Origin of the sequence: Acinetobacter sp. GSS19, from assembly GCF_028621895.1 — a bacterium.
GTDB lineage: Bacteria > Pseudomonadota > Gammaproteobacteria > Pseudomonadales > Moraxellaceae > Acinetobacter.
The window spans coordinates 2,198,863-2,216,380 of sequence record NZ_CP117520.1; the positions used below are offsets into that span (position 1 = coordinate 2,198,863).

Sequence of the window (17,518 nt, forward strand, 5' to 3'; positions counted from 1 at the left end):
TTCCTACCCAACATATTTCAAACGTTCGACCAGCATATTGCGCATTTCGAGCGGATCTTTTTGCAAGATATCGGCACTGCTACGCCCCTCTGTGGCATTTCGCTCTGCCACCTCTAACCGTGACAGCCAAAAACGACAGGCCGCCATCGCCAGATACACCGGTAAACAGGCAAACTCATCTGGGGTCAGCTCACGCTCCAACTGATAGGCATTCAGATAAGCATCAGCTTTTTCTTCATCCAAGGTGACTTCCGGATAGTCACTACAAAAATCATTCAGCGTGATGGCAATATCCAGCAGCAAGTCATCACGATTGAGCTCAGAAAAATCCAGAATGCCATGTAATGCCGGGCCAACGAACAGGGTGTTATCACGGAACAGGTCCGCATGGATCATACCTTGTGGACGATCGGGGAATTCAGACTGACAGGTTTTGAAACACTCAAAGACCTGATCCAAGAGTGCCTGATCTTCTGCATTCATACGCTGACGCAGACGCGTTGCCGTTTCTATCCACCAGCTTTGACCATGGTTACTTTCACGTTGTAGCGGATAATCCTGCAAGACCACATGCATGCGCGCCTGTGCCACCGCAATCGCTTCGACTTGAGGCAGCGTTGCAGGTGATGGATGTTCACCCTGTAAACGAGGGGCGATTTGTGCCGGTTTCCCTGCGATCCTATGAATCGCCTGTCCAGCAGGTTGTAAAGGCACTGCGACCGGCACGCCATTTTTTCCCAGATGGGTCAGCACAGGAACCAGTTCCCCTGCGGCCTGTTCACTCAGCTCTTCAAAGACGGTCAGGACAAACTGCTGAGCATCCTCACACACTAAAAAGTAGTTGGTATTTTCAATGCCACCCTGAATCGGAATTAATTCAGTCACAACCAGTCCATAAGGTTCGGCAAATGCCTGAACTTGCTGTAAATTCAATGGGGTATAAACCGACATAGAAAACCTGCAAAAAATCTGATGTATTTTTGCTAGAATACCTGTTCAATCTACCGAGGTGTAGCACCTGCGTAGGGAACTTTCATAATCGGCTGTTATATTTGGAAAAATTTATGCTCGCAAAACGTATCATTCCTTGCCTAGACGTTGATAATGGTCGAGTGGTCAAAGGCGTACAGTTTCTTGATATTCGTGATGCGGGTGATCCGGTAGAAGTCGCACGTCGTTATAACGAACAGGGTGCGGATGAAATTACCTTCCTGGACATTACAGCAACGCATCATGGCCGTGATACCACGTACCGTACCGTTGAACGTATGGCTGAGACTGTTTTTGTTCCGCTGACTGTCGGTGGTGGTGTTCGCAAGGTTGAAGACATCCGCAACCTGCTCAATGCCGGAGCAGACAAAGTCAGCATTAACTCGGCAGCCGTGTTTAACCCTGAGTTCGTACAAGAGGCTTCTAGCCACTTTGGCGCACAATGTATCGTGGTGGCGATTGATGCCAAAAAAACCGGCGATCATAAATGGGAAATTTTTACCCACGGTGGCCGTAAACCGACCGGGATTGATGCGATTGAATGGGCCGTAAAAATGGCGGATTATGGTGCGGGTGAACTATTAATCACCAGTATGGATGCGGATGGTACCAAAGCCGGTTATGACCTCGCGCTGATGCGTGCGATCAATGACCGCGTCAACATCCCAACCATTGCCTCTGGTGGCGTCGGTAATCTGCAACACTTGGCCGATGGGATTCTCAAAGGCGGGGCAGATGCAGTCTTAGCTGCCAGTATTTTCCACTTTGGTCAGCACACGATTCCCGAAGCGAAGAAGTATCTGGCTGAACAAGGTATCGAAATGCGTCTGTAATCCATATTCACGAAAAAAGAGCCTACAAGGGCTCTTTTTTTTACGCTAGGAAAAATAGCTTAGCCAAAGGGATTTTCGATTTCGCCTTCTGCTTTACGTTCAATCTGTTGTGGTAAATTTTCTTCTTGCTCTAGTGCAGCAACCACCTGATTGAGAAAGGCCTGCAAAGCTTTGGCATTTTTTAATCCCGCCTGATCCTTGGTAATCTGCAAATTCCCATACAGGCTGACATAATCGGTTTGATTTTCTAAGGTCAGATCCTCAATCGCAGAGGATTCCGTTCCCTGTTCAAATGGTTTAAACATTATTGCCTCTCATTGTTCTGTTGGCGATCGCAGCAAGTTTCACCTAGTTTTAAGTGAAAATACCGCAACTGTCTATTTTAAAAACTGTAACAGGAACTGCAACAGCATGGTGAGAATCTGCTTGATCAAACTCGGTGCGGCTTCTTCGGGACTGGGAGAGCTCCCGTTGTCATCACTCCCGGTCGCTGCAGCAATTTTCTGCTGGCCAAATTGCTGCTGGGTCTGTTTGATCTGCTCTGGGGCAACATCTTCAGCACATTGACTCTCGGCATCCCATTGAGCATATTCTAGTGGCTGGTTGGCCTTTACTGCTGTGGCATTCAGAGGCAACTGATAAGTGTTGCGTTTTTGCTCCTCAGAAAGCTGTGGGAACAGATTCATGCCGAGCTGCTCTTCCAAATAGCAGACACTCACGACCTTTACCTGCAGTGAATTGTTGTTCGGTGCAAAATAGGCACCAATCGCCCCGGTTTTCGGCACATAAACCGCTTTAAAAACGGCACTCGGGACAATCACCCCCTTGCCAATCGTTTTCAGTTTCTGCCCCATAAAGACCGGGCCTGTCACCACATAGACATCCTGCTTCTGCTTGGTGACAATGGCGCGGGTGGCTTCTTCCAGCTCACGCCAAATCTGCTGATTGTTTTTTGGTGCTTGTGGCACCATGTTGGCCAAAGAGAAACTGTCATATTGGGCTTGAGTATCCCCCATATCGGCATTCGGTGCCATATGACCACGGTCATAGCCGGAGGCTCGATAATCGGCCAATAATGCCCGATGCTGCTCCGGAATACGGGTTTCTTCGTGGAAATTATCTTCACGTTTAATCTTGGTGGCCAGACGTTTCGGGGTTAAATGCTCGGCCACCCACAGCGGGGTTTTGGACACGCCGGAATACATGACATTGAAGCCATTAAAACAGAGCGGATAGCTGTTTTTCTGTAGGCTGGGGCGAGCTAAATAGGGCGGCACTTCTCGATAGAATTGGCTTAGGCAGGCCGAACTCCCTAGACTCCCTGTAGTCCACTGGCTGAGTTTTTCCTGACCAAAGGCCATTGCGAAACTACCCATCGCCACCAAACCCAGAACTATTTTCAGGCCGTACTGATTCACGCTATTCGAACCAGGCGCATTCTTTTTCAGCTTGTTGTTTGCCATTTCTATCCCGATCGCACCTATTTTTGTGGAGCTTAGCAAGCAGGCCCAGTCCTGTATATTCACCCTCCTGCTAACCGCACAATCCTTAAACAAGAAAAGCTGAATATCAGCACCGTCCGGGTAACGAAATGTTGGGGTTCTATAGGGCTTTCTCTGGCCCTTTGCTGTGTTTCAGTAGTTTTCATTGCGTGACCTAATAGGCTTATGTCAATTTCTTCCGCGATATAAATCACACTAAAAAACACATCCGGAGGATATATGTATTCTAAAACCTTGATGCTCGGTCTGATCGGCAGTTTGTTCAGCCTCGGCGTATGGGCTGAACCACCCGTTCAGCCGGGCGATACCCTCGAGAGTCTGTCCAAAGTCAAAATCACCACCAGCACACGTGAGCAAGCCAGTCTGCCAAGTAGCTCCTCCGATCAGGCTGAAATGGTACAGACCAGCAATATCGCAGAGGGTGTTCCAACTGAAGCTGCGGAACAGGCTGGGGCAACAAATGGCGCAGAACAAATGCAGCAACCTTTAGCCCAATCGGACAATGCCGAGAAAGCCAAGCGACCTTATGCCCTTGCGGAACTGCCTTCTTCTGCAGAGCAACCGATCAATCTTGAGACAGCACCTGAGCAGCCCGGCCCTGAAACTACAATGCCCGTACCTGAGGCAGAGAATGAAAAAGCAACGAGCGTAAAACCAGCTTTAACACCTTAAAAAAGCAAAACCAGGGTCAAAGCCCTGGTTTTTTTGAGATCAATCCAAAAAAATTTAAATCTCGATCTGGCTCCCTAATTCAACGACACGGTTCGGTGGAATACGATAGAAATCGCTAACCGGACTGGTATTGCGCTGCATGGAGATAAACAGTTTTTCCCGCCATGGTGACATCCCATCCCCCACCGTACTGATGATCCGTTCACGCGATACAAAGAAACTGATATTCATTAAGTTGTATTCTAGTCCCAGATCCTGATACACCGCTTGCAGCGCCTGTGGGATATTCATTTCATCTTTAAAGCCGTAGTAAATTTCTACGCGGTAAAAATGCTGATTCAGGGTTTCAATCTGGAAGCGTGCTTCATCCGGCACATACGGCACATCCTGAATTTTGACCGTAAGCATAATGTTCTTTTGATGCAGCACTTTATTGTGCTTCATGTTGTGCAACATGGCATGCGGCACGACTGTGGGTGTACCGGTCAGGAATACGGCTTCACCTTCAACCCAGTTGGCCTGCTCACCAATACTCTGAACAAACAGTTCAAGTGGCAAAGTATCTTGCTGGAGTTTGCTGAAGGTCAACTCTCGGCCCTGTTTCCAGGTAAACAGCAACAAGAAAGCCACACCGCCAATCAACAATGGAACCCAACCACCAGAGAAGACTTTTAGAGAGGTCGCACCCACCAGAATCAGATCCAGCAGTAAAAACGGAATGATCAATAAAGCCAGTTTTGGCATTTTCCATTTCCAGGTATAACGCATCAATGCCGCGATCAGTAAAGTGTCACACAGCATGGTCAGTGTCACCGCAAGACCATAAGCATTGGCAAGGCGTGAACTGGTCTGGAAAATCAGGATCAGGATAATAATGGACGTCAATAAAACCCAGTTCAGCAAAGGCACATAAATCTGTCCCTGCTCCTGATCCGAGGTATGTTTAATCGATAATCGTGGTAAATAGCCCAGTTGGATGGCTTGGCGTGCTAATGAAAACACACCAGAAATGACCGCCTGTGAGGCAATGACAGCCGCCATCGTAGCCAGAAAAATCATCGGGTACAGTGCCCATTCCGGAACCAGATGATAGAACGGATTCTCAATCGCTGCTGGCTCACGCAGCAATAAAGCCCCTTGTCCGGCATAGTTCAGCAACAAACATGGCAGAACCACAAAGAACCAGGCCAACCGGATTGGCAGGGCTCCAAAATGTCCCATATCAGCATATAATGCCTCACCACCGGTGACCGTCAACACCACTGCCCCCATGATGAAGAAAGCCATCAAGGGATGCGTCAAAATAAAATCAAAAGCCCAATGTGGACTGAACATACCCAACACTACTGGGGTCTGAACAATACTGCTGATGCCTAAAACACCTAAAGACAGAAACCACAGCAAGGTAATTGGACCAAAAAACTTGCCAACAAAGGCTGTACCATATTTCTGCATCACAAATAAGCTGATCACAATGCTAATCGCAATCGGCACAATGTAGGGATCTAGAGCATCTGTGGCGATCGAGAGACCTTCCACGGCAGACAGCACTGAAATGGCCGGCGTAATGATTCCATCACCAAAGAATAGCGAGGCACCAATAAAACCAATGGCGATCAGCAATAGCTTCTTGCGGTCTGTAAACGAATTTTCCCGCAGGTTCAGCGCAAGCAATGCCATGATCCCACCTTCGCCGTTGTTATCGGCGCGCATCACGATCGCGACATACTTGATGGTAATGACTAAGGTCATGGTCCAGAAGATGATGGACAAAATCCCTAAGACGTTACCAATACTGATTCCCAAGCCATGCGCAGCATGGAAAGACTCTTTGAGTGCGTACAGGGGACTGGTTCCGATATCTCCAAACACCACCCCTAATGCTGCCAATGTAATCGCAGGCAATGCGGCTTTCTGTGCAGTACTTTGCATATTCAGTCTTCAATTTTGACGCTATTTTCTTACCATATTAACACTGCCATGAATCTTTTGCTGCAAATCAATTATTTGGTCTTGGCAGAATATGTTTTTTTCGTTATCATCGCTCGCCTTGGTGAGGTGTCCGAGTGGCTGAAGGAGCACGCCTGGAAAGTGTGTATACGTTTACGCGTATCGAGGGTTCGAATCCCTCTCTCACCGCCAAATTCGATGTTTACGGTAGTTTACCGTAGTATAGAAAGCTTGACTCTAAAGGGATTGAGCTTTTTTTATGCCCGATACACTACGGTGCATAACAGTAGTATACCAACAACTTTGTTGGTACATTTGTTGGTATCAAGCAAGAAAATGAGTAGAGTCTCTCTCATTTTCATTTTTCTCAAGAAAAATACCAACAAGTGAGGGCTATGTGATGGCGAAAGAATCAAACAAGCTGGATGCAAGAACTGTTAAAAATTTAACGGCAGACCCAGAACAAGATAAAAAATATTCTGATGGTGGCGGTCTATACCTTCTCATCAAAAAGAACGGCTCAAAATATTGGCGGCTAAATTACCGCCACCCTGTAACTAAAAAACAGAACACTCTCGCTTTGGGCACTTTTGATCAACTCACATTGCAACAGGCACGCATCAAACGTGAAGAAGCAAAACAATTAATCTTGCAAGGCAAAGACCCAGCAGAGGAACGCAACCAGAACCGAAACGAACAAAAAGCAATTCTCGAAAACACCTTTAATAAGTTTTGTCAGGAATGGCTGAAAAAGAGAGAGCTAGAAAATAAGGTAGATAGTGAAAACCTGCGCAAGCTAGAAAAAGACATTCTCCCATACATTGGTAATATGCCAGTCGTGAATATGACAGTTGAACAACTGGAACGTGATGTAACTGACAGAGTTGTAGAACGTGGTGCACTAGAATCAGCACGGCGCATCAAATCAATTATGTCAATGGTATTGGAACTGGCCAGAAAGAAACGCATCATTACCCACAACCCGGCTAAGGACATTACCCTACCCCAACCGATCAAGGGCAATCATAACGCTGTTACTGATGAAAGAGAGCTTGCTGACTTATTGCGTAAAATGTGGCGCTTCACTAAAGACAACCCACGTAACCGATTAACAACAGAATTGGCAATGAAGCTGTCAGTTTATATATTCCAGCGTCCAAACGAGATACGTGGTCTGTTGTGGGAATCAGTAGATTTTGAGAAACGCCAGCTTTCATTTGCTGCCAGCAAGACGCATCAAGACCATATTGTCCCCTTATCTCGTCAAGCTTTTGACATCCTTAAAGAACTGGAAGATCTGCGTACAACTTCAAAATATGTTTTCCCCAGCGTAAAAACAGGTCGGGAATGTATGAGTGAGGATACGATCAGACAAGGGTTAATCCGCATAGGCTATAAAGGCCGACATACAGCACATGGATTCCGGGCAACCGCGCGAACCATCCTGGATGAAGAACTTGAATACAGAACAGATATTATCGAGCATCAATTAGCACATACAGTGAAAGATCCCAATGGCACAGCATACAACCGGACCGCATTTTTACGCCGTAGACGTGAACTGATGCAATTATGGTCGGACTATCTCGACACGTTGCGCCAAGGTGGGGATATATCCATATTCAAACCGGATAATAAGGAATATTAAAAATATCGCTTAATTAATCTACTAGGCAACTCCATACACTACGGACAACTACAGCAACACTAGATTATAATTTATTCATTACACCCAGCATGCTGGGATAAAACGCTGACAGCTATTCAATTGGGCTGCTTATTTTTACTAGTGTGGCGTGGAATGAAAATGGATTTATTTGAAGAATTAAATCAAGAAAACAATAAGTATATAAGTGTATCCGATGCTTTTAAATTATTGGTAGAGCAAACAAACAATAGTATTCCCGACATATCCAGATATTTATTGTTAGAAAATTTTCATTCCACTGCTCAAACTTTTCTTAAGAATTATCTTGATAAAATTATAACCGTAGATCACCAAGAGAATAATGGTTCCTGGCATATTACATATGACATTTTAGAAAATTGTTTAGGTGAAAATAAATTCCTTGGTAATACACCTAACAGGTATTTAGAAGCAGATTTTGAAAATTATTGTTGGCTAAAATCAGACTTTTTTGAATTTGAAGCAATTAAAAAATTAGGTATAACCGATATCAATAACAATACAACAACTCAAGATCTCAATATTGGCAACTCCACGATTACATCAACGGAACCGCATATACAAAATCTTATTGATAAAATTAAAGAGCTTGAAAATATCATTCAAGAAAAAAATGCAAAAATTGAGGAACTTACCCAGTTAATTAATGCCATTGAAAAAAACAATAATATAGATCAACTTCACACCAAAACTAAAAACGCTGTAGCAAAATTGATCCTGGTATTGTCTGACATGGCAAACATAGATATGTCAAAACCTTATGCTGTCTATGATGCAATAAACACAAAAGCCCAATTACTAGCGATTGATAGGTTCCCAAATGATGATACTGTGGCAGCTTGGCTAAAGGCAGCACAAAAATACAAAGAAACAGACTCCTAATTAGGAAATAGATGATCCTAATCAGGATTAGCCAAATACAAAGAACCAGATACTACCTCTAACGCCGTAACAGCACGGTACACAGTTAGAGGTTTTTTTATGTCTATTGAGCAGTGGGATTTAACACCAAAAGGCTTTTACCGCATGTCACAACTTGCAACCACAGCAGCGCGTAAGGAACGCAAGTACATCGCCAAAGATGGCACAACACGCATCATCAAAGCACGTCCAGCTCGTAAAGGAATACTTCCAATGGGTGAAACAACGATTTGGGATAAGGTTCGTTCTGGTGAATTTCCACAGCCCGTAAAACTCACTAAGCGTATCACCGCATGGCGTATTGAGGATGTTCAAGCCTGGATGCAATCAAAGGGAATAGAGGCTTAAACATGAATCAGAGCACTCAATACAACCAAATCCTGGCTCATCTCAAGCAAAGCAAAACCATTACACAGGCAGAAGCCATACAGTTATTCAATTGCTATTGCCTTAGCTCGGTCATTTCTCGTCTACGCAAAGCTGGACATGACATCGTGACTCACTATGAACCCAACCTAGTGAACAAGGGCACTCATGCACGCTATGAGTATAAAATGAGGGATGAACAATGAATGTGAAACCTTATTTGGATTCCACCGTTGATATGTTCACTGATGAGAAACCAGTGTTTGCAAGTAGCACTAACCCTTTAAGCGGCATGCAAATTATCTGTAAAAATATTGCAGACTTTGAGCAGAACATCTTAACCCAGACCACCAAAAGTGATGTCAAATCGATAAATGCAGAAAGCTTTTTAGATGCCCGAAATCCAGAGCATGATTGTGCTGGATGCAAAGCCTACCCACTCACCAATCCCAAAGACCTAACCCAGATTACTGGCTATCACATCTTTGGAACAGCTAGACAATGGGATGCCAGCAAAGAACCTTACAAATTAATCAATGAAAAGACCGTATCTTTTCCGATTGGTTCGGGAGTGATGGCAAGCCACACAAATAAAAAATGCCTGCCTTATGTCATTGGTACGGACGATATCAAATTATTTGTGCAGATTGCCGAAGCTGGCGAGGCTGTTGTCTATCAACAAAGCATTGATGCTGCATATCTGACGATCAATAATGGCCTACCTGAAACCATCTTTAGAGTGATGGCTGGATATAATCCACCTCAATACAATAAAGACTTATTCATACAGTTGCATGATGATTTTAAGGCATTATCAGACAAAGCACTTAAAGAGTTTTTCAGACAAAAAGTGCAACAACTCCAAAGATCATTTGAGCCTGAGTTGCTTGATCAGTCAGAAGTCCAGACAGCAGGCAAAACACCTCAAACAGAGCAACCGACCCAACCAGTGAAAAAGACTGCATCACTTCAAATATTGAACATGAGCAGCATTAAGGCACAGGCGATCAATTGGCTTTGGGAAGGGTGGCTACCTCTTGGAAAACTTACTATTCTGGCAGGTGCAGGAGGATGCGGAAAAACAACCTTACTACTTAGTTTGATTGCTACAATTACTACAAAGGGACAATTTCCCGATGGCACACAATGTAAACATGCTGGCAGCGTTATTATTTTTTCTACCGAAGATGATCCAGCAGACACCTTAATTCCGCGACTGATGGCAGCAGGCGCAAATCTGAGGAAGGTTTACTTTGTTCAAGGTCATGTTAATGAGAAAGGAGAAAAAAAACCTTTCGACCCCTCAAAAGATATGGATTTATTGCTGGAGTATGCAAAGAAAATCGATGACTTAAAATTATTGATGATCGACCCGATTGTTAGTGCTGTTGGTGGCGATATGCACAGAGCAAATGATGTTAGACGTTCATTACAAACTATTATTGATTTTGCTCAAGATATTGGGTGTGCAGTCATCGGAATTACTCACTTTGCAAAAGGTACAGCAGGAACGATCCCAGTAGATCGAATTATCGGCTCACAGGCATTTACAGCCCTTGCTCGTATGGTGTGGACAGCAGCAAGACGCGAGGATGAAAATGACTGCATTTTAGTTAGGGCAAAATCTAATATTTCCGAGCTGGATGGCGGTATCAGATATGAAATTGAGCAATGCACCGTATCTGACAATATAGAAGCAACTAGAGTCAATTGGCTTGGCCCAATAGAGGGATCAGCTAGGGAGCTACTAAGTGATGTTGAATCTACAGAGAATGATGGTAGTGGCTCAATTATCGATATGGCTATGGAGTTCTTAATTGGCTTGCTAAGTCCAATTGAAAAAATGCCTTCTAAAGAAGTTCATGCACAGGCTAAAGAAGCTGGATTTAGTCCGGCTTCTGTCAGACGAGCTCAGGTAAAATTAAATATAAAACCATTTAGGCCAAGCGGTGAAACTGTTTGGTTTTGGTCATTACCAAAAATTCATAGATTGGATGAACCAACCCATTTTTGAACACTACCACCCAATGAGCAACTTGAACAACATGAGCGACTTGGAGCTAACTTATTGAAGTATATATACATTCAAGTCGTTCAAATAAAAAACACTTTAGCAACATGATGCACAACTTGATTTACAAATTAAATCATACACTTAAAGCCAACTTGCTCAACTTGTTCAATTTGCTCAAAGGTACAGATAATAAATTTAAAAGATTGAGCCAATCCCAACATCCTTGTTGGGGAATAAAACCAGACTATCAGAATGCCCTCAAGGTATTCGCTATTGACGCAATCTTATGAGACTAATAAGTCCATTTCCGGTCGCTGTGAAAATCTCGTTTCAGTTGATTGCAACTTCGTACGATTTCCATGTAATCGACATCCTTGGCACTATCAGCACGATAAAAAACCAGCGGGCTTTTATACAAATCTTCATACGTCAAAAAGGCCATCATCAAAGGATGGTTTAAATCACTATCAGTTCTTTGAGCAACCTCATCATAACTCAACCGCAGTGCCATTCTTCCCACGCCGTTACGGGTGAATATATCGCAATAGTACATAAGCTGCTCAGCATCACTGAATGATAGTTTTTCCCCTTGTGTGGTCAGACATCCGTCTGAGCATTTTGAGCTACAAGAAATTTGTGTGACAAGTGTCAACAGTAGAAGCCCTAGTATTTTAAAGTTCATGTTTACCTTCTTATGGGTATTTAAAATAATCAGCAGTTACGAAATACAGTGCTTATTTATAGAGTTAGACTATTCAGGTCCTATATAAAATCAGATATGACATACCCTTGGTATTTGCTGGATGCTTACATAAATATTCTGAGTAAGTATCATTAAAAACGAGCTGTACCTCAAAGACACGTCATCAAATACGGCTTGAGGTACTTGTTTAGTTTATTTCAAATGTTATTTTTCTTCGGTTTCACTGCACGTTGATGGATCAATTTTCCAGTAATCACCCCAGATATGGTTACATATTTCTAGATATAAATTCTGTCTTTGATCTACATCTTTTTTAGTAAATAACTCTATGTTTTCACTGTCACTAGGCGATTGAATTTTAAAAGCCTGGAATGGCAATTTATAGAGCTGTATTGCCTTAGTAAAATTAGGGTTATTCTTATAAGCTTCTTCACTTAAAGATTGAGCCAGTAAATTTTCCTTTAAGTAATGAGGAACCTTTTTAGAAACAGGCATATCCTTAAAAGACTGATTGGTACCATTTGGCAAAAGAAGTAAATCACCTATACGATTTCTATATTCTTCAAATGCACGTTTATCAGTGAAAGAGCCTTGATGTCGTTCATATTTATTTGCCCAAATATGCTCTATCTCAAATGGTTTTCCTTTAGATGGCTCATAATATTGTATGAAATTAGTCTGCATTCCTGATATTTGTTCTACAAAAACAGTCATTCGAGTCAGCAGAAATTTCACAAAGCGATAATTTTGCCCATGCAATCTAAATCCTACAATTCCTTCTATCTTTTGCGGCATTTTATCCAGCTTTTCAGCAAGAATTTTTTTAACTTCTATTAGATCTTTCTGTCTAATTTCTTTAACCAAGCTATACATTGTGTATCGAATAGAAGTTGCCGAAAATAACTTAAAATTCAAAGACCTTCTAACAGAAAATGTTTCGATATAACGGGCAACCAAGTCTATTTTTTGCTTAACTATTGCATCATCATCTGAAAGATTTAATGGTGCCAGCATTAAAGGAATACTTAAAGTAGGTGCGATTCCCCATCGATGTATATAGAAAACGTGCTCAAGCCCTTCCGTTAAAGTCTTTTGAGCATCAAGGATGCTACGGTAGGCTTTCAAAAAGAATTTAAATTTTGTATTCACAAAAGATTCAAAAGTAGTTGAATCACTGTAATCTAAACCAACTTTTTCTGGGTTATCGCGTACCCAACTATGAAAACGCGTACCAATTTTCTCAAAATCTTCATTTTTTGAGCCTGCTGAACCTTGACGAATTGTGTCAGCATATTGAGCACGAAACCAAGATTGGAAAAACTTTTGGTCTTCATTTTTCTCAAAATTTTTCAGATTTTGAATTTCAGACTTCCAAGTTTCATCCGCTTTTTTACGTTTATTTTTATCGCTAAATTTAGATAGCAAAAAGCCTTTTAACATTTCGGATGGTGTTAAATTTAAGCCACGATCATTCATCGTTTCAAAAATCGTGTAAGCATTTTCATCCGAATACGCCGTAATTTGAACAAGAATTACTTTTTCTTTAAGCCAATCAATAAAATTAGCAAAACATTGAGTTATTTCATCAGGAAAAACTTCTGCAATATCTTCATATCGTGCAGCCATGTTTAAAGATGACTCGTCAGCATCACTATCTGTAAATTTACCTGTTTCAAACAAAGCATTAAAACAAGCCAGACGTTCCTCAACCTGTATATTGAAAGTTTTCTCGCCAAATTTCTCTGAAAAAATCATTGGTGCAATATTAAGATTTTCGCCCAATTCTTTTTGATAATGATTTAAAAAAATTAAAAAAAGTGTCAGTGAGGTTAATCGTTGCTGACCATCAATAATGCTTAGGCTTCCATCTTCGGCTGCTGAAACGACAAATGGTCCTAGATAGTAACTGTTATAGTTCTGAACATTTTTACGTAAGTCACCTTCTGTATACTCATTTAAAAAGGCAGACGTTAAGTCCATTACTAATTGTTGAATATGTGTTTTTTGCCAAGAATACTCTCGTTGAAAATAATCAACCGAATATTTCTTTTCATTCAATACCTGATACAGTGACTGATGTGCTGCTTCAATTTTATTGCTAATATTTGACACGAATCCCCCTAAATTATTTTTAAAAACTATTTCATCAATAAATTAAATAACTTGATGACTTTAAGATATGAAACTTGACTTAAAACGAACACACGATTTTTCAAGGAAGGTGTTAAGGTTTTAACTTCTGACCTCAAAATAGTGGTATTGGGATTGTTATGTTCACTATGTGGATAAATCCAACCACCACTTTCTTTAAGTTTAATAGAATCGATGATTTCTTTAAAATCGGCATCAGCCAATAGACAATCATTCACTACACGTTCATTCAGATAAAATGTTGGAGCAGTAAAGTTCAACATAATACCGACTTCAACACCATTCATTAGCCTATAGCAGACCGTAACATTGCCACCCTCTGGGGTATTCACGACTAAAGGTTTTGCTCCAAGCACTTTTTCAAGATAATTAAGTAATTGCTCTTGATCTATATCAACCTCAAAAGCATCCGTTTTTCCATCTTTATCTTTAAAAGACGTCCACTCCATCACGCCCCCTCCACCGCATTCGCCACCAAAACATCAGCCAAATGTAATTGGGTTTGTCGTGCTTTAGCTTGCAGCACTCGAAGCTGATCAATAATAGAAAAAAGCTGATTTACTTTTTCAACGATACGTTTCTGCTCTTTTAATGGAGGTAAAGGCATAATGATATTTTGAGATTTCGTAACTGAAATATTATCTTGACCTGCTGTACCAATAAGTTCAATTTGCTTTAAGAATGATCCCTCACACAAATAGGTATATACGTACTGGGACAGTTCTGGCTGTAGTAAACCAAAAAATACGATAGCCTGATTACAATTCCATTCAGGATATTCTTCTGGAATAATTGCCACCTTACCCAAAGGAGGTCCAACAATATTCATTACAACATCATTAGGATATAACTTAGAGCGACTTAATTTTGTTTGGTGAATTTCATCATCGATAAATTGCTCTTTATAATGAAAATCAATCTTTTGATCTCTAATATTATAGACTTTTAAAAATGGAATACCTGATTGTACAAACTTGTCTGCACTTGGTGTTGAGCCTGAAGAAATAGGTCGGCATATATCAGCTAGTTTTGTATATTTCCACCCACTTGGTAATTCAAACGGCTTTTCATCATCCGTAATTTCAGGCAAAGGTTTAGACTTTTTAATCTTCCCTTCTTTAACTAACTTCGCTTTTTCTTCAGCAATCTGTTTAAGCAACTCACTTGCAGGCTCATCGCTTGGATCTTGTTTTACCAATTTACCCATCACAGCCAACTGCAAAATCGTTTGTTTTAACTGTTCAATGCTGTAGTCAGTAGTAAATAACAGATCAAAATTAGCTGAAATACGCTGCCAGTTTTGCTGGAATTCATCTGCATCTGCGGAATTGGTTAAAGCATTTAGCAATACATCTACCAGCTGTTCATGTGCTTCAGTACTTAAACTTTGTTGTTGTTCAAGCTGGTCACAAAGCTGCATCAACTCATCGACTTTAGCCACGATACGTTGTTGTTCTTCTATTGGAGGTAAGGTTACTAATATATTAGGCAAATCCTTTAAATTCAGTTTATTTGTATGGCTGCCACCAACTTTTATTTCTTCAAATTGCTGTAAAGCTCGTGGTGAGTGTAAATACAAATGTAAGTATTTGGCATAGTTAATTTTTTTAGAGACTTTTAATAATCCTAAGCTAACGAAGATACTAAACTCGTCATCTGTATCAACCAATGTAGCTCTGCCTAGAGTACCGATGCGACACAATAAAATATCATTTCTTTCAGGCTTACAACGTTTAATTAGATCTGTATGCTCACTTTCACTAATATATTTACAATCAGTGAAAGAAACAGTTTTACCATTAACATCCTTAACCGATATAAAAGGAACACCTGAATCTAAATAGGTTGGTGTGTGATGTGTGCCATCAGTAATTAATAAAGTTATTTCTCCCAAATAAGCTAAAGTCCAAGCTTCTGGCAATGAAAAATCTATACTTTTTGGAGGATAGATAATTTTTGTTTTTTTTAAAATTCCATCCGCTAATAGTTTTTCTTTCTCAATATTGACTTGTGAAATGATGTTATCAGCATAAGTATCAGAGTCTAATTGTGTAGAAAGTTTTCCAGTTACCGCCAAATCTAAAATCAATTCACGAAGTTTTTGCACACCATAAATTGAATTACTTGCCCCAGAACTACGCCCACGTCCTGACTTTTTCTCGGTTTCCGCAGTCAGCCAAATATCCAAATGCTCAGTTATGAGCTGTTTAACGTCTGTCATCTCACTCATCCTGAATTATTGGCTTAATGCTTCGTCTAAAATGGCTTTTAACTGACGGCGAATCACCGCAATTTCATCTTGTAAGTCAGCATAGTGCTTGAGTAACTCTTCAGGGTCTTTGCTTTCTTCTTCAGCCTGATGCGGGTTCTTGATATCCAGGTTGTAGTTACGCGCTTTAATATCCTCTATGGATACTTTCCATGCCTGTTCATTTTCTACACGGCTGGAAAATCCATCCGCCTCATGGCCCCACCATACTTTTAAAGGATCGAATTCTTTAAGCTGAATCGGTTTGGTCTTATTGTAGGCTTTGACCCCTTGCGGTAACTGATGCTCATAGAACCAGATCTGCTCGGTCGGTTTGCCTTTGGTGAAAAACAGGATATTGGTACTGATACTGGTATAAGGTGCAAACACAGACTTGGGTAAACGCACAATGGTATGCAGATTGCAGTCTTCCATTAACTTTTCTTTAATGGCGGTTTTAATGCCTTCACCAAACATAAAGCCATCAGGCAGAACCACCGCTGAACGACCATTGGCTTTGAGCAACTGGATCAGTAACACCATAAACAGGTCGGCAGTTTCACGGGTCTGGAACTTGGCAGGAAAGTTCTTTTCAATGCCCTGTTCTTCTGTACCACCAAATGGTGGGTTAGTCAGAATCACGTCTACCCGTTCCGCAGGCGTCCATGAAATATAAGGACGGGCCAGCGTGTTATCCCTACGGATTTTCACAGGCACATCAATGCCGTGCAAAATCATGTTGGTGGTACACAGCAGGTGCGGTAACGGCTTTTTCTCGATGCCATTGATACTGTTTTGCAGGACTTTCTCATCTTCAGCATTCTGTACATAGTGCTCACGCACATGCTCAATCGCGGACGTCAGGAAGCCACCCGTACCGCAAGCCGGATCAAGGATAGATTCCCCTAGTTGCGGGTCGAGAATTTGCGCCATAAAGCTGGTGACCGCACGCGGCGTATAGAATTCACCTGAGTTTTTAGCAGCCTGTAAATCACGTAACAGTTGCTCGTAAATATCGCCAAAGGCGTGACGCTCTTTGGATTTATTGAAGTCAAACCCCTTTTGAATCTGGTTAATCACTTTACGGATTAAACCACCCGATTTCATGTAGTTATAGGCATCTGAAAAGACCGCCTGCACCACCTGAGCACGAGGATCATCGCTATTGGCAGTTAGATTTTGCAGGCTTGGGAACAGTTGATTATCAATAAAATCTTTAAGTTCATCACCTGTCATGCCTTCATCATTGGCAGCCCAGTTACGCCAGCGAAAAGACTCAGGAATCGGTGATTGAAAGGTTTCCTGATTGAAAAATGCCAGTGTTTCCGCTTCTTTTTCACGGTCATCGATAACTTTCAGAAACAGCATCCAGACTAACTGGCCAAGGCGTTGCACATCACCATCTACGCCCACGTCTTCTCGCATGGTGTCTTGAATTGCTTTGATTGTTCCTGAAATATTCATAACTTGACTATATTTGT

General features: G+C 41.7%; 15 protein-coding genes, 1 tRNA gene and 1 pseudogene. 8 read left to right on the forward strand and 9 right to left on the reverse strand.

Going from position 1 to position 17,518, the window contains the following annotated elements:
- Positions 1-3 precede the first annotated feature (3 nt).
- Positions 4-951: a homoserine kinase gene (locus PGW99_RS10555; protein WP_273777640.1), complete on the reverse strand. Its 948-nt coding sequence runs from the start codon at positions 949-951 to the stop codon at positions 4-6.
- Positions 952-1,064: 113 nt separating this feature from the next.
- Between PGW99_RS10555 and hisF the strand changes: the two genes are divergently transcribed.
- Positions 1,065-1,823, forward strand: coding sequence for an imidazole glycerol phosphate synthase subunit HisF (gene hisF, locus PGW99_RS10560; RefSeq protein WP_273777641.1), 759 nt, complete (start codon positions 1,065-1,067; stop codon positions 1,821-1,823).
- A gap of 59 nt (positions 1,824-1,882) precedes the next feature.
- On the opposite strand, the gene PGW99_RS10565 is transcribed toward hisF, so the two are convergent.
- Both PGW99_RS10565 and PGW99_RS10570 read right to left on the reverse strand, forming a co-directional pair.
- Complete coding sequence (locus tag PGW99_RS10565; RefSeq protein ID WP_273777642.1) at positions 1,883-2,128, reverse strand: hypothetical protein; 246 nt, start codon at positions 2,126-2,128, stop codon at positions 1,883-1,885.
- Between the two features lie 72 nt (positions 2,129-2,200).
- Positions 2,201-3,286: a DNA/RNA non-specific endonuclease gene (locus PGW99_RS10570; RefSeq protein ID WP_273777643.1), complete on the reverse strand. Its 1,086-nt coding sequence runs from the start codon at positions 3,284-3,286 to the stop codon at positions 2,201-2,203.
- A 258-nt stretch (positions 3,287-3,544) separates the two neighbouring features.
- Between PGW99_RS10570 and PGW99_RS10575 the strand changes: the two genes are divergently transcribed.
- The gene (locus tag PGW99_RS10575) at positions 3,545-3,997 is read left to right on the forward strand and encodes a hypothetical protein (protein ID WP_273777644.1); all 453 of its coding nucleotides are present in this window, start codon (positions 3,545-3,547) and stop codon (positions 3,995-3,997) included.
- A gap of 54 nt (positions 3,998-4,051) precedes the next feature.
- Here the strand turns inward: PGW99_RS10575 and PGW99_RS10580 are convergent, their stop codons facing one another.
- The gene (locus PGW99_RS10580) at positions 4,052-5,929 is read right to left on the reverse strand and encodes a potassium transporter Kup (protein ID WP_273777645.1); all 1,878 of its coding nucleotides are present in this window, start codon (positions 5,927-5,929) and stop codon (positions 4,052-4,054) included.
- Between the two features lie 120 nt (positions 5,930-6,049).
- Here PGW99_RS10580 and PGW99_RS10585 point away from each other — a divergent pair.
- From PGW99_RS10585 to PGW99_RS10610, 6 genes are all read left to right on the forward strand, one after another.
- Positions 6,050-6,139: transfer RNA gene (locus PGW99_RS10585), tRNA-Ser, on the forward strand.
- A 208-nt stretch (positions 6,140-6,347) separates the two neighbouring features.
- Positions 6,348-7,595: a tyrosine-type recombinase/integrase gene (locus tag PGW99_RS10590; protein WP_273777646.1), complete on the forward strand. Its 1,248-nt coding sequence runs from the start codon at positions 6,348-6,350 to the stop codon at positions 7,593-7,595.
- Between the two features lie 159 nt (positions 7,596-7,754).
- Entirely contained in the window at positions 7,755-8,516 is a 762-nt protein-coding gene (locus tag PGW99_RS10595) for a hypothetical protein (RefSeq protein WP_273777647.1), read from the forward strand.
- A gap of 99 nt (positions 8,517-8,615) precedes the next feature.
- Positions 8,616-8,903: a helix-turn-helix transcriptional regulator gene (locus PGW99_RS10600; RefSeq protein WP_273777648.1), complete on the forward strand. Its 288-nt coding sequence runs from the start codon at positions 8,616-8,618 to the stop codon at positions 8,901-8,903.
- 2 nt (positions 8,904-8,905) lie between these two features.
- Complete coding sequence (locus tag PGW99_RS10605) at positions 8,906-9,127, forward strand: helix-turn-helix domain-containing protein (RefSeq protein ID WP_151504272.1); 222 nt, start codon at positions 8,906-8,908, stop codon at positions 9,125-9,127.
- Positions 9,124-10,935, forward strand: coding sequence for an AAA family ATPase (locus tag PGW99_RS10610; RefSeq protein WP_273777649.1), 1,812 nt, complete (start codon positions 9,124-9,126; stop codon positions 10,933-10,935). Before PGW99_RS10605 ends, PGW99_RS10610 begins: the two co-directional genes overlap by 4 nt.
- Positions 10,936-11,227: 292 nt before the next feature.
- On the opposite strand, the gene PGW99_RS10615 is transcribed toward PGW99_RS10610, so the two are convergent.
- The 5 genes and pseudogenes from PGW99_RS10615 to PGW99_RS10635 all read right to left on the reverse strand — a co-directional run bounded on the left by PGW99_RS10615 (position 11,228) and on the right by PGW99_RS10635 (position 17,501).
- Positions 11,228-11,617 (reverse strand): hypothetical protein, encoded by a 390-nt coding sequence (locus tag PGW99_RS10615; RefSeq protein ID WP_151504274.1) that lies wholly within the window; start codon positions 11,615-11,617, stop codon positions 11,228-11,230.
- Between the two features lie 225 nt (positions 11,618-11,842).
- Positions 11,843-13,750: a DUF262 domain-containing protein gene (locus tag PGW99_RS10620; RefSeq protein ID WP_151504275.1), complete on the reverse strand. Its 1,908-nt coding sequence runs from the start codon at positions 13,748-13,750 to the stop codon at positions 11,843-11,845.
- Between the two features lie 26 nt (positions 13,751-13,776).
- Positions 13,777-14,238 (reverse strand): hypothetical protein, encoded by a 462-nt coding sequence (locus tag PGW99_RS10625; RefSeq protein WP_273777650.1) that lies wholly within the window; start codon positions 14,236-14,238, stop codon positions 13,777-13,779.
- Positions 14,239-14,249: 11 nt separating this feature from the next.
- A pseudogene (locus PGW99_RS10630) lies at positions 14,250-16,010 on the reverse strand (restriction endonuclease subunit S); the annotation flags it as partial.
- Positions 16,011-16,025: 15 nt separating this feature from the next.
- Complete coding sequence (locus PGW99_RS10635; RefSeq protein WP_273777652.1) at positions 16,026-17,501, reverse strand: type I restriction-modification system subunit M; 1,476 nt, start codon at positions 17,499-17,501, stop codon at positions 16,026-16,028.
- Between the last annotated feature and the right edge of the window lie 17 nt (positions 17,502-17,518).

Coding starts and splice junctions, on each gene's coding strand:
- PGW99_RS10555 (WP_273777640.1), bottom strand. CDS start 951: ATGTCGGTTTATACCCCATTGAATTTACAGCAAGTTCAGGCATTTGCC.
- hisF (WP_273777641.1), top strand. CDS start 1,065: ATGCTCGCAAAACGTATCATTCCTTGCCTAGACGTTGATAATGGTCGA.
- PGW99_RS10565 (WP_273777642.1), bottom strand. CDS start 2,128: ATGTTTAAACCATTTGAACAGGGAACGGAATCCTCTGCGATTGAGGAT.
- PGW99_RS10570 (WP_273777643.1), bottom strand. CDS start 3,286: ATGGCAAACAACAAGCTGAAAAAGAATGCGCCTGGTTCGAATAGCGTG.
- PGW99_RS10575 (WP_273777644.1), top strand. CDS start 3,545: ATGTATTCTAAAACCTTGATGCTCGGTCTGATCGGCAGTTTGTTCAGC.
- PGW99_RS10580 (WP_273777645.1), bottom strand. CDS start 5,929: ATGCAAAGTACTGCACAGAAAGCCGCATTGCCTGCGATTACATTGGCA.
- PGW99_RS10590 (WP_273777646.1), top strand. CDS start 6,348: ATGGCGAAAGAATCAAACAAGCTGGATGCAAGAACTGTTAAAAATTTA.
- PGW99_RS10595 (WP_273777647.1), top strand. CDS start 7,755: ATGGATTTATTTGAAGAATTAAATCAAGAAAACAATAAGTATATAAGT.
- PGW99_RS10600 (WP_273777648.1), top strand. CDS start 8,616: ATGTCTATTGAGCAGTGGGATTTAACACCAAAAGGCTTTTACCGCATG.
- PGW99_RS10605 (WP_151504272.1), top strand. CDS start 8,906: ATGAATCAGAGCACTCAATACAACCAAATCCTGGCTCATCTCAAGCAA.
- PGW99_RS10610 (WP_273777649.1), top strand. CDS start 9,124: ATGAATGTGAAACCTTATTTGGATTCCACCGTTGATATGTTCACTGAT.
- PGW99_RS10615 (WP_151504274.1), bottom strand. CDS start 11,617: ATGAACTTTAAAATACTAGGGCTTCTACTGTTGACACTTGTCACACAA.
- PGW99_RS10625 (WP_273777650.1), bottom strand. CDS start 14,238: ATGGAGTGGACGTCTTTTAAAGATAAAGATGGAAAAACGGATGCTTTT.
- PGW99_RS10635 (WP_273777652.1), bottom strand. CDS start 17,501: ATGAATATTTCAGGAACAATCAAAGCAATTCAAGACACCATGCGAGAA.